This window comes from Pseudomonas sp. LAMO17WK12:I5, assembly GCF_900215165.1.
In the GTDB taxonomy this organism is placed as follows: Bacteria; Pseudomonadota; Gammaproteobacteria; order Pseudomonadales; family Pseudomonadaceae; genus Aquipseudomonas; species Aquipseudomonas putida_A.
This window is the reverse complement of record NZ_OBDS01000003.1, coordinates 80,011-92,122: the sequence shown is the minus strand read 5'-3', so window position 1 is coordinate 92,122 and position 12,112 is coordinate 80,011. Positions and strand designations below refer to the sequence as shown.

At 56.4% G+C, this 12,112-nt stretch carries 11 protein-coding genes and 1 pseudogene; 6 read left to right on the top strand and 6 right to left on the bottom strand.

Going from position 1 to position 12,112, the window contains the following annotated elements; all coding sequences use genetic code 11:
• Positions 1 to 258 precede the first annotated feature (258 nt).
• Positions 259 to 597, top strand: a complete 339-nt coding sequence (locus CRO59_RS28500) for a hypothetical protein (protein WP_143503096.1) — start codon at positions 259 to 261, stop codon at positions 595 to 597.
• A 217-nt stretch (positions 598 to 814) separates the two neighbouring features.
• On the opposite strand, the gene CRO59_RS05805 is transcribed toward CRO59_RS28500, so the two are convergent.
• Together CRO59_RS05805 and CRO59_RS28900 are read right to left on the bottom strand one after the other, a co-directional pair.
• Positions 815 to 1,156 (bottom strand): hypothetical protein, encoded by a 342-nt coding sequence (locus CRO59_RS05805; RefSeq protein ID WP_097088609.1) that lies wholly within the window; start codon positions 1,154 to 1,156, stop codon positions 815 to 817.
• A 258-nt stretch (positions 1,157 to 1,414) separates the two neighbouring features.
• Positions 1,415 to 1,649 (bottom strand): annotated as a pseudogene (locus CRO59_RS28900) (tyrosine-type recombinase/integrase); the annotation flags it as partial.
• A 160-nt stretch (positions 1,650 to 1,809) separates the two neighbouring features.
• Here CRO59_RS28900 and dusA point away from each other — a divergent pair.
• Positions 1,810 to 2,805 carry a tRNA dihydrouridine(20/20a) synthase DusA gene (dusA, locus tag CRO59_RS05795; RefSeq protein ID WP_097088607.1) on the top strand — a complete coding sequence of 332 codons (996 nt, stop codon included), beginning with the start codon at positions 1,810 to 1,812 and terminating at the stop codon, positions 2,803 to 2,805.
• Between the two features lie 75 nt (positions 2,806 to 2,880).
• Complete coding sequence (locus tag CRO59_RS05790) at positions 2,881 to 3,261, top strand: DUF2388 domain-containing protein (RefSeq protein WP_097088605.1); 381 nt, start codon at positions 2,881 to 2,883, stop codon at positions 3,259 to 3,261.
• Here the strand turns inward: CRO59_RS05790 and CRO59_RS05785 are convergent, their stop codons facing one another.
• The gene (locus tag CRO59_RS05785; RefSeq protein WP_097088603.1) at positions 3,262 to 4,092 is read right to left on the bottom strand and encodes an undecaprenyl-diphosphate phosphatase; all 831 of its coding nucleotides are present in this window, start codon (positions 4,090 to 4,092) and stop codon (positions 3,262 to 3,264) included.
• Between the two features lie 507 nt (positions 4,093 to 4,599).
• Here CRO59_RS05785 and CRO59_RS05780 point away from each other — a divergent pair.
• From CRO59_RS05780 to CRO59_RS05770, 3 genes are all read left to right on the top strand, one after another.
• Positions 4,600 to 5,340, top strand: coding sequence for a winged helix-turn-helix domain-containing protein (locus CRO59_RS05780; protein WP_027611489.1), 741 nt, complete (start codon positions 4,600 to 4,602; stop codon positions 5,338 to 5,340).
• A gap of 278 nt (positions 5,341 to 5,618) precedes the next feature.
• A complete protein-coding gene (locus CRO59_RS05775; protein WP_097088601.1) occupies positions 5,619 to 6,263 on the top strand; it encodes a helix-turn-helix domain-containing protein in 645 nt (214 codons plus the stop codon).
• Between the two features lie 387 nt (positions 6,264 to 6,650).
• A complete protein-coding gene (locus tag CRO59_RS05770; RefSeq protein WP_097088600.1) occupies positions 6,651 to 8,045 on the top strand; it encodes an undecaprenyl-phosphate glucose phosphotransferase in 1,395 nt (464 codons plus the stop codon).
• Between the two features lie 561 nt (positions 8,046 to 8,606).
• Here CRO59_RS05770 and CRO59_RS05765 read toward each other — a convergent pair.
• Genes CRO59_RS05765 through CRO59_RS05755 form a run of 3 tightly spaced genes read right to left on the bottom strand, consistent with a single transcriptional unit; the run spans position 8,607 to position 12,105 of the window.
• Positions 8,607 to 10,685 carry a YjbH domain-containing protein gene (locus tag CRO59_RS05765; protein WP_027611486.1) on the bottom strand — a complete coding sequence of 693 codons (2,079 nt, stop codon included), beginning with the start codon at positions 10,683 to 10,685 and terminating at the stop codon, positions 8,607 to 8,609.
• On the bottom strand, positions 10,682 to 11,443 hold the full coding sequence (locus tag CRO59_RS05760; RefSeq protein ID WP_371917802.1) for a capsule biosynthesis GfcC family protein: 762 nt from the start codon (positions 11,441 to 11,443) through the stop codon (positions 10,682 to 10,684). Before CRO59_RS05760 ends, CRO59_RS05765 begins: the two co-directional genes overlap by 4 nt.
• Positions 11,440 to 12,105, bottom strand: coding sequence for a YjbF family lipoprotein (locus CRO59_RS05755; protein WP_097088596.1), 666 nt, complete (start codon positions 12,103 to 12,105; stop codon positions 11,440 to 11,442). The genes CRO59_RS05760 and CRO59_RS05755 overlap by 4 nt, the downstream gene beginning before the upstream one ends.
• Positions 12,106 to 12,112: the final 7 nt, after the last annotated feature.

Genomic DNA, 12,112 nt, shown 5'->3' with positions numbered 1-12,112 from the left:
TAGGTTCGCTAGGATTCAGAAGAACGGCGCTGAGAAAATTTTGAGGAGCGTGCTTGGTCTCTATTTGATCACCTCATGCCCTCAAGCTAGCACGTGACGCTGCGCATGATGCCAAAAACGTTATGGTACTCGCGACCAGCGAGACAAGTTGGTTCCGGAAAATCGCCCAGCGCTGGCGCCGGAGTTAACGATGAGGCACATTATGCGAAGCCATGGCCTACACTTCTGATTCCCCTCACTGTCCAATGGGTGTTTCCAATGGAACTGACAAATGCCACTGAATTTGATCGTGTAGTAATTAGAGTTTTTTCAGCTTTGGCTGAGCATTTTCCAGCGCCGTTAAGTCTTGACTTTGAGGCTTTAGGTTTAGTCGCCGGGCCAGCCCTGTCCGAGACAGGTTTAGACGGTTATGGGCATACGGCGCATTATGAGCAACACGTTTTTGCGGCCGAGTGTGTGAGTTTTTTGATTAAAGAACAATATCTCAATGGCCATCTGAACGACTACTACCCCCGGGACGTTGTTTTAACTCAGAAGGGGCTGGAACTGATCCGCGCAACTCCACTTTCGCTAAAGCGCGACAATTACGCCTCTTAACTTGATCTTACGGCTTGACTCTCGCTGCGCGAAAGGGATAAGGCGCTTGGCAGACCTGTTAATGCGTGCATCTAGTCCTTCAGCACCCCGCAACGCGAGCGGGTTTATCGCCCCCCCAAAAAAACCCAACGCTCGTGAGAGCGATGGGGTTTATCTGCGCACAGTTTCTTAGAGATCTTCTTGGAATTACTTCGCGCCCTGATCAAATTTTATCGAGTTAACGAAATGTTCTGCACTCGCCACGATGTTGTTTCTCGGCACTGAGGGATCCTTTGACGTACCCAATGCCCGCTAAAACCGCGATAACGGCGAGCGCTCCCAAACCAAGGCCAAAGCCCATCGCTACATCCATGCTGAGGTACTTGTTGAGTGCTGCAGGTAGACCAAACATCAACACGCCACCTACACCAGCGCCGACGATAGCTCCGAACAGCCCCGCTTCATGTTTCTCTTTCGGGGTAGCCCCCCAAACAACTGTCCCAAGGCAACCTTGGCAGGTGGTCACCCCTCGATTGAATTGAAAGTGGCAATGACCACACGTGTAGGTTTGAACTGACATTGACGACTCCTGTTGACTATTTTCGCTGATCTATCTTCCGTTGACAGGCGGGTGCACCTAATTCAACGCATCATTTTTTATCGACACTTGAGGGATTTCCCTTAGTCAATTTGCCGCTTTTTAACCAAAATTTCAGGACGTTTGCCCTGTTCCGATGAAAAAATTTTGGTCGCACTTCTTGAAAAGTAATAATCCAAGAACGAAAGGGCATATTATTTTGCATACCCATAATTTTTAGACAACCGTTTTTAATCAAACCTACTCGTTATATCGATCTAATCGGCTCCGCAAATGCGTGTACCGACGGAGCGAATTCCAATCTCGATACCCTGATACGCTCCACACCCTCGGGATGTCCCATTCCATCTTCGAACAACCGACTTACCCCTTCGTGCCGCAGATCATGAAAATGCAGATCTTCGATTCCCAAGAGGGAGCAGGCCCAGGTTAAGGATGCAGACACTGACTTACCATTGTAGAGAAATATCTCCTTTTCCTTTTCCAGAGAGAAAAGGAGTCAGAAATATTTACTATCATTCCCCAATGTCCGGCCAATTTTTCAAGCACAGACCTCTACTAGCCACAAACCCCGTCCTCCCCCCATTCCTGATAAACTCCCCCACCTCCCAGCCCCACCCAATCCAGAATCGCCAATGTCCCCTATCTCCGCCACACCCGCCCCACTCTCCCGCCGCTTCTCCGTCGCCCCGATGATGGATTGGACTGACCGCCACTGCCGTTTCTTCCTACGCCTCTTGTCGAAGAACGCCCTGCTCTACACCGAAATGGTCACCACCGGCGCCCTCCTTAACGGCGATCACGAACGTTTCCTCCGTCACAACGAAGCCGAGCATCCGCTGGCGCTGCAGTTAGGCGGCAGTGTTCCGCTGGATCTAGCCGCCTGCGCGCGCATGGCGCAGGAGCATGGTTACGACGAGGTGAATCTGAATGTGGGCTGCCCGAGTGATCGGGTGCAGAACAATATGATCGGTGCGTGCCTGATGGGGCATCCGCAGTTGGTGGCGGATTGTGTGAAGGCGATGCGCGATGCGGTGTCGATTCCGGTGACGGTGAAGCATCGGATCGGGATCAATGGGCGCGACAGTTACGCCGAGTTGTGTGATTTCGTCGGGACGGTGCGGGATGCCGGGTGCACCAGTTTTACCGTGCATGCGCGGATTGCGATTCTTGAGGGCTTGTCGCCGAAGGAGAATCGGGACATTCCGCCGCTGCGTTATGACGTGGCGGCGCAGTTGAAGGCGGATTTTCCGGAGCTGGAGATTGTGCTGAACGGCGGGATCAAGACGATGGAGGCCTGCCATGAACATTTGCAGACCTTTGACGGTGTGATGCTCGGGCGTGAGGCTTATCACAATCCGTATTTGCTGGCGGAGGTTGATCAGCAGTTATTCGGCAGCAGCGCGCCGGTGATCAGCCGTGCCGAGGCGCTGGCGCAGTTGCGGCCTTATATTGCCGAGCATTTGCAGGCGGGCGGTGCGATGCATCACATCACCCGTCACGTGCTGGGGTTGGGCACCGGGTTCCCGGGGGCGCGTAAATTCCGTCAGTTGTTGTCGGTGGATATTCACAAGGCCAAGGATCCGCTGGCGTTGCTGGATCAGGCTGGCGAGTTGCTTGAAGGCCGTTGATTGATGGTTTGACTGTGCGGGCAACGAATGAGCGTTGCCCGAAGTTTCGATGTGCTGACAGGATGTCTTTTGTTTATGCCCGCGTTTCGCTGTGTTTCGTTCAAGCGTTTTATCCTCCTCGCTTTAATCTCGACTATCTCTTCCAGCGCCGTCGCCTCCTGCGACTTTGTGAAGGGGTGTGGTAAGGGAGATGGTGGCCCTTTTGAGTCGACTCAGCTTTCCGGCTTTCTGTTTTTCACGGCGACGGTGGCCTCGTTCGATGCGACCTCAGATGTGTCCAGACTCAAGAAACGTGTTTACTCGCCAGAGGAAATCGAAGCGGCGCGCTATTACCTCGCCAGCGACGGCATGCTGCAAGCCGCGTATTTCACATCAGCCTTGCAGCGCTACCGCCAAGAATTGCCCGACTCGGCGTTGAACGACCTCGCGGTTGCTACATTGATCAGCAGTCAGTGATCAGGCCGCCGCTTCCGTCCAGTTCACCCAACCAAACACCCACGTCGCCAGAATCAACAAACCAAACGCGATCCGATACCAGGCGAACGCCGCATAACTGTGGTTGGCGATGAATTTGAGCAGGCCGCGCACGGCGATCATGGCGAAGATGAAGGCGATGACAAAACCGAGGGCGAACACTGGCAGGTCGCTGGCCTGGAACAGGTCGCGGTATTTGTAGCCGGAGTACACCGCAGCGCCGACCATGGTCGGCATGGCGAGGAAAAACGAGAACTCTGTGGCGGCTTTCCGGGACAAGCCGAACAATAAACCGCCGATGATGGTCGAGCCGGAGCGCGACGTGCCGGGAATCATTGCCAGGCATTGCACGAAACCGATCTTCAACGCGTCTGACCAGCGCATGTCGTCGACGTGATCGACGCTCACCACATGGTTGCGCTGTTCGGCCCACAACATGACGATGCCGCCCACCACCAAGGCCATGGCCACAGTGATCGGGTTAAACAGGTATTGATGGATTTTGTCAGCGAACAGTACGCCGAGGACCACCGCCGGCAGGAAAGCTATCAGCAGGTTGAGGGTGAAACGCTGCGCATTGCGTTGGGTGGGCAGGCCTTTGACGATGTCGAAGATCTTCGGGCGAAACTCCCAGACCACGGCCAGGATCGCGCCCAGCTGAATAATGATGTTGAACGCCATCGCGCGTTCGCCGCCGAAGTCCAGCAGGTCGGCGACGATGATCTGGTGGCCGGTACTGGAGATCGGCAAGAACTCGGTCAGGCCTTCTACCGCGCCCAATATCAACACCTGGATAAAGGTCCAGAAATCCATTAATCCTCCGTCAGAGCGCTCTTGATGAGCGACCGGTCAACTGTATTCAGGAATTGAGTATCTGAAGTTAAACAATCGGTATAACGCGACACCCATTGCCTGATCAGGCGACGGAGAATATGTCTTATCAAAAGACACACTCAAGCCATGTTAATAAACGTCCGCCTACGAACTACACGAAAAATATTTAGGGCTATAGTAGAAAAAAGTTCGACTGGCCAATAAAGTGTGATCCAGCTCACATTGCCTCAGGATCGTCGACAGTGGCAATTGGACATGAACAAAGCCATCGCCATAGATTCAAAATAGTGGCACAATTCCACATCGCCATCATGTAACGACTAGTTCACAACCCCGAGAAAATCAACTAAAAGCTTGAAATGCTTAATTATTGTTAGAAAACTCGGGAGCCACGTCTAAAAATCGCGTGAATGTTACCAATTGTCAGTCACAGATGAGAACCGGTGCTTTAACATCCCGATGTCAGCACCTAATTCGAGTCAAAGCATGATGCTCTCAGGGAACTTGGCGACTAGAAGTCCGCGCCCGACAAACGACGTACCCGGCGTTCTCACACTGGGCCGTACCCGTGGCGTGGCCGAACATTTTAGTGCGCTGATCGCAAAGCACGTACGCACTGATATGGCACTTGAGGCCAGTTCGTACACTAGTTCCTATAACAATGAACTTTCTGGTTCGTATCGAGCCATCTTCATCGTTATCGACACTCCGCAAGCGCTGGAAGACAATCTTGCGCTGATCGAGAACCTGCGTTCCGACAACTTGAAACCGATCATTTGCGCGGTCATAACCGGTCGCGGCGCTTTCAACAAGATCAAGTACTTCCTGGCCGGTGCCGACTTCTGTATCAAACTCAATACCCTTTCCGACGAGGGCGACGAGTTGCTCGGTGAATTCTTCAACAGTGAAGAATGGCAGCGGGATATCAACCTCACGCTCGACCCGACGCGCATCTGCCTGCAGGGCGGCACCAGCCAGAAACTCGACATCTCGTTTGCCGAGATGAAGATCCTGGAAGCCTTTGCGCAGACCAGCAATCACATTCTCAGCCATGATGAAATCGCCAGCATCATGGGGCTCAATACCAATTTCTACGATCCGAGAGCGCTGGAAAAATCCATCAGCCGCTTGCGTGGAAAAATCAAGGACATGTATGGTACCAATGCGATTCAGAGCATCCGCGGCTACGGCTATCGCCTGATGCGGGGTCTGATATCGACTGCCTGACTCTCGGGCAGCCATTCTCTTTGCATAATCACGAAGGATCGTCATATGCAACCATACAGCTCAAGTTGTACTTCAAATCTACTAATAATCAAGCCATTGAATGAGCGCGGCTACACCGAACCATAACAATAAACTTAACAACATAGCAGCAGAACGAGTGGAATTTATCGAGGCCATTTTGGGCCCAGACCCTGCCTGTCGGTTACTTCCAAGGAAGTCATTGCTCGCCTGCCGATTTACCTTTTCGCCCATTTTGGTGCACATTTTAGGAGAGAGACATGGAAACTAGTACAACCCTCCCAAGAAAATATTTTGTCGTCGTGACCAACAGTACAACGTCGCAGCGTGAACTTGAGAGCATTCTGTCCAGCGAGCGCTTCAATTCGTTTGGCACGTCTCAGGCACAAATGTTTATTGAAGGTGCTACTTCGCCCTCTTCCGCTCCCATGCTGATGGAGTTCACTTACCCAAGGGGCACCCGGAAAAACGTTGCCCGCACGATTGAACACGACACCCAGCGCATATTGGCCACCCTTGAATCGGAATGGCTGTCCGCACAATCGGCGAAGCCGTTTCAAAGTGCAGAGAGCGACACCCGCACTGCCGCCATCGAAGACGCCACCACCTGCAACGAAACCTGGCATCTGGACAACGATCAAGGCGCCCTGGTCAAGGAAGGCGTCGAGATCAGCCTTACCGGACTGGAAACCGCGCTGGTGCGCAAAATGCTCCATCACGAAGAACGTGTAGTCAGTCGAGATGACCTGATCCTCAGCATCGGCCGCGAGCCGGAGCAATATCGCGGCCTGGAGATGTGCCTGAGTCGCCTGCAGGACAAGTTCAAAAACGCGAGTAATGGTGAGCGATTGTTCCGTGCCGTAAGAAACCGCGGTTATTGCCTCATTCAGGAAATCGTTGCGTAAATACCGCCGATATCCGCGAACAAAACAAACAGAAAACAGTGCGATTACAAAAACAACAAGAGCACTCTGTTTGGCTTCCCCCCTGGTAATAATAGCTCCCTGCCTCCACCCCTCCTACAGTAACAAACACAACATAATTTATTCACCCCCCGCTCTGCGACCTTTTCTAACACCCTTGTATTTGATTATTAAAAAGTTGGCACTGTGCCATCCTGTTAGAACTCGTCAGACACCCTCTCCGGCAATAACTTAGTCTATTGATTGACGACAGTTCGGCCTATCGACGTTGTTACCTCAGGACACTCGTCCAATAACAACAACAAGCCTATCTAGCAACTCGGACTTCAACTGTCGAAACCTGAATGGACGTATTTCTGGGGATATCTCATGGAACTTTCTCTACGGATCAATCGAAATAACGGCCTCAAGGGACTTACCTTCTGGGGCCAATGGGCACTGGCGCAGGCTTTCATTGTTGCGTTGTTATTCATACTGGCTGAACGGCAGACCGGCACCGTCGAGTTCTATTACCGCATGTGCGCAACACTGGCGGTATTGGCCTCGGTACCGGCGTATACGTTTAGCGGCGTGTACCGCAAGCAGGACAATTACCTGACCGGGCTTGGACGCTTGTTCATGGGCTGGTCGATGACCATGGTGGCGCTGGCCGGCATCGCGTTCGTGTGCAAGGCTGACGAGGTGTTCTCCCGCGAGGTGACGCTGAGCTGGGCGGTCTACGGCTTCCTCGGTCAGGCGCTGATGTACGCGCCACTGCATGCCTTTTCCAAGTACTACCAGCGTTCCCGCACCAGCGCACAGAAGACCCTGATCGTCGGTACCGGCGAGCTGGCTCTGGGTCTGGCGAAGAAGATCAGTCAGGTGGAAAACCTGCCGCTGGTAGGTTTGGTCAGCAATGGCGCGACACCGACTCTGGACTCGGATGCACCGCGTGTGGTCGGTGATCAGGAAGATTTGCTGGAGCTGATCAAGGACCATGACATCCGCCGTTTGTACATCACCTTGCCGCTGGCCGAGGCCGCGAAAATCGAAGCGATGTACGTCGATTTGCTCGACGCCAACGTCGATGTGGTCTGGGTGCCGGACTTGAACAGTCTGACCCTGCTCAACCACTCGGTGAAGGTCGTGGATGGTCTGCCGGCGATCTGCCTCAACGAAAGTCCGCTGACCAGCCGCCCTACCGCTGCGCTGAGCAAGAGTCTGGTGGAAAAAGGCGTGGCGCTGCTGGCGATCATCCTGCTGAGCCCGGTGCTGCTGTTCATCGCGTTGGCGGTGAAGATCAACTCGCCGGGGCCGGTGTTCTTCAAGCAGGATCGCCACGGCTGGAACGGCAAGGTGATTCAGGTGTGGAAATTCCGCTCGATGCGCGTGCACGATGACCGTGAAGTGGTTCAGGCCAGCCGTAATGACACGCGTATTACTGCGGTTGGCCGCTTCATCCGCCGCACCTCGCTGGATGAGCTGCCGCAGTTGTTCAACGTGCTGCAGGGGCAGATGGCCCTGGTCGGTCCACGTCCTCACGCTGTAGCGCACAACCACTACTACTCGGGGAAAATCCTCGCGTACATGGCCCGTCATCGAATCAAACCGGGTATTACCGGGCTGGCACAGATCAGCGGCTGCCGTGGCGAGACCGACACCATCGACAAGATGCAGCGCCGGGTGGAGATGGACCTGCATTACATCAACAACTGGTCGTTATGGCTGGATCTGAAGATCCTGGTGAAGACGCCATTTACGTTGTTGTCGAAAGATATTTATTGATGCGCGAGTGGTAGATCAGGCAATACCGCAAGGGGACGAAAGTCCCCTTTTTTGTGGGCGGGATTTGGGCAGTGGGTCAGGCTGTTGCGAGGGTGGCAGTGCCGACGCCTTCGCGAGCAAGCCCGCTCCCACAAGGGATCTCGGTATGGATTCGGGATATGTGCCTCACCACAAAACACTGTGGGAGCGTGGCTTGCCCGCGAAAGCGGTGGGTCAGGCAGCACAGATGTTGAATGTGCCGGCGCCATCGCGGGCAAGCCCTCTCCCACAGGGGATCTCGGTATGGATCGGGATATGTGCCTCACCACAAAACACTGTGGGAGCGTGGCTTGCCCGCGAAAGCGGTGGGTCAGGCGACAGAGATGTTGAACGTGCCGCCGCCTTCGCGAGCAAGCCCGCTCCCACAGGGTCCGGCGGCGTTCACTCAAATCGGGCACACCACAAAATCACTGTGGGAGCTTGCCTGCAAGCGATAGCGGTGGGTCAGGCAGCACAAATGTTGAATGTGCCGACGCCTTCGCGGGCAAGCCCGCTCCCACAGGTCCCGAGAAGGCCCGGGGTTTACTCGGTAATCTTCGAGAAGTTGCGGTAGAACATGTCACCCTCGCGGCTATCGGTCATCGAGTGCAGCTGGAAGCTGCGATTGAGCCTGGCGCCGCCGTCACGGGTCAGGGGGGCCCAGACCAGGTTGGCGCGGCGCATGGTCGACATGCTCATCATTTCGTCGAACGGGATCGACAAATAGATGCCCTTGTCGAAACTACCCTCCCCGTACTCGGCGCTGCCAGCCGTGGTGATCGTGGCCCAGGCGCCGAAGCGCACGCCGTTGAAAAACTCGCGGGAGATGTCCAGCGTACCGCCCCAGTCGCCGGCCAGATAACGACCGACGCTGACTGCTGCCAGCGTGTCGTACGGCAAGTCGGTGTAACCGGTGATGTGCCCCGTCCAGACCGAGTAGTCGCGCAGGCCGAAACCCTGGTCGAACTCGCGCTGGCGCACATAGTTCAGATCCGCTCCCACCGACCAGCGCTCACCGGTCGGCCGGAACAGCACCTCACCGCCGACACCGGCAAACATCGACTCCAGATAGCCGCCGTAGACCATGCCATACAGGTCCTTGTCCAACTGCTCGGCATGGCTGACCTGGAACAACGGCATGGTCACTTCCGAGGTGGTCAGGTATTGACGCAAATCGGTACGCACCCGCGGCAGGCCGCTCGGTGCATCGTAGGTGAACTTGTCGAAGTTGTTCACCAGGTTGGCACTGAGCAGACCGTTCCACCAGGTGTTGCGGTTGAAGCGGTACTCGGCGTCCGCGTCGGCACTGAATTGATAGAGCAAACCATCCGGGCCGCCAACGTTCTGTTTGAAGCCCAGGCCGACGCCATAGTTGAAGTGCTGCGGCGCTTCGCTGTAGAGGGTTTTCTCGTTGTGCGGCATCGCCGGGTTGATCTCGGTGGTGCGGTGCAACGACTCCAGCGGTTCCTCGTTGTTGATCACTTCGCGGAAGGTCTGACGCGGCACACTGGTCTCTTCCAGCGGCAGGTCGTAGCGCTTGTTGACCACGGTGAACCAGTTGATGTCGTCGTTCACGCTGTTGTCGAGAATCCGGCTCGCGCGACCAACAGCCTTCGACGAATGGAAGTAGCGCTGCTGCTCGCCGTAGACGATCAGCTCGGAATCACGCTGGCTGATGCGCTCGACCTTGTACCCGGCATTCTGCTGCAGACGCTGCGACACGTCGGCCCAGTTGACCTGTTCCATCGGCGTGGTCGGCATCTTCGCCGGCAGCGGTTCCGGCGTCGGATCGTAAGTCTTGGCCGGCGCCTTGCGGCTGACAAAATTGGTGTGGAAGGTGATGCCGAACATCGCCGTGTTGCCCCGCTCCCACGCCGCGCTGACGTCCACCGAATCCGCCACCTTGAACACCGCGCCGAAGTTGATCGGCGAGTCTTGCTTGATCACGTTGTCCTTTGGCTCGTGCTTGTAGTCGTTGCCTTCGTATTCGAGCTTCAGGCTGAGTCGGTCCCACGGCGTTTGGTAGCTCACACCACCGAAGAACGACGGCCGACCGCGAAAGTACGAGCCGGAGTTGACGTCACCGGTACCTTCGAGAGCCGGTCGAGTGTCGAAGCGATCACTGACGTAGCCCAGCGGGTTGTCGAGATCACCGCGATTACCGAGATAACCCCAGGCAATACCGGCGCTGAAATCGAAATTATCGAAGCGCTTGTTGGCGACGAAAAACTCACTGGAGAACAAGCCCGTACCACCGATGTCTCGGAAGCCCAGCGCGACTTCCGGCGCCCAGTGGCTTTCCTGCCACAGCCGGACTTTAGCGTCGACCGCCTTGTCCTTGTAGCTCTGGCTGCCACTCAGCGCCTCAGAGCCGTACGGCCGGTTAGTGATCGCGGTGTAACGGAACGAACCTTCGAGCCAGTCCAGTGGCTGCAACGACACGCTGTAGCGGCTGTAAGGCTCGGTGCGGTTGGCGTTGACGCTCAGCTCGCCGGCTGGAGCCATGCGCGCGGTCGGGGTCTGCAACAGACCGGTGCCGCCGAAATCATTTTGGGTAATACGCGGCTCGGCATGCACCAGACCGCACGGTAATAACAACACAGCTGCAAAACGTAACTTCAACGAACCACCTCAGCCAGCTGCGTGGCAATCAATTCGGCCAACTGCTGATTCAGTTCAGGAACAGGCGGATCCAGATCATCATTTTTCACCGGCACCAGAATCTTGCTGCCGGCCACGGGGAACTGCCCGCTCTCGCGATTCCAATGCGCAATGCCCACACGTCGCACCGCCCCATTGGGCTGAATCAGCCACAGGTAATCGGCCTCGGCATCATCCAGCGGCGTGCAGCTTTCCAGATACTCACGCGCCTCCAGCAAGGGCTGATAAGGCAGGTGGCAGGTCTCGGCAACCGCGCCCAACACTTGCACCTCGTCGACCCGTTTCGGGTAGATCAGCTGATCGCCATCGTCGAGACGAATGTTGCGCGCGAAACCGACTTCCACCGCGACCGGATCGAGGTCCGCCACCTGACGCCCGGTGACCGGCATTTGCCGCACCTGCTCGGCCAGGCGCAGCGCCAGCGCCGCGCGGCTCGGGCGGTCAAACAACGAGGCCATGCGCTGCAACACATCGAGATCAAACAACACCCCGGCCTTGAGCCGCGCCTGCTGTTCCAGCAACGACTGGCGCAGCAACACGCCGGCCAGCCAGTAACCTTCGGCATTCGGCACCGCCACGCTGATCACGTCGAGCAAGCGCCCGCCCGGCGGCAATTCCACCGGCCCTGGGTTGGCGACATCGCCACTGACCGTGACCGCTGCCTGACTGATGCCGCTGAGCAACAGCAAACCCGCCGATAACATCCGTAAGCGCTTCACGGCAGATGCCTGCGATCAGGGGTCAGTTGCACGATGCGCACACGCATTTGCGTAGTCAGTTGCTGCTCGCTCTGCAGGATGAATCCGTCCAGCGGATCGACCCAGTAATGGTTGGTCGCGCGCAGCCCGATCGCCGGGACGTCGATACGTTCGTCGACACGCAGCACGGTGTATTCCTTGTCGAGAATTTGCAGGGTTTGCGTGGATCGGCGGGAGAACCGGCTGTTGACGATCAAGCCGACTTCCTGGCCCTTGTACAGGTCGATCCAGCGCTGACTGGTGAAGCCATCGGCGACTTGATGCAGGCCGCGCTTGAACGGCGCGTCGTCGGCCAGCCGCGTACCGTCCAGGTCGCCCTCGACGCCGAGGCCGATGGTGCGCACAGCGAGGCCGTCACGCAGCAGCAACACCTGTTTGCCGGAAGCGACCCAGAACTGCAGGTCTTCACGCTCGCGCACCAGCGCCAGCACCCCGGAGCCGGACGGCGTGGTCAGTTTGACTTGCGGATACTTGACCTCGGCCACCTGGGCCGCGCTCACGTCCAGCTCGTCCGGGCCGATCACCGCCGACTTGAGGTTGCGCACCGAAGCGGTCATCAGCGGGTTACAGCCACACAACATCAAGGCCGCCATCAGGCAGACGCCAACTTTCAAGGTTTTCACGGTCGGC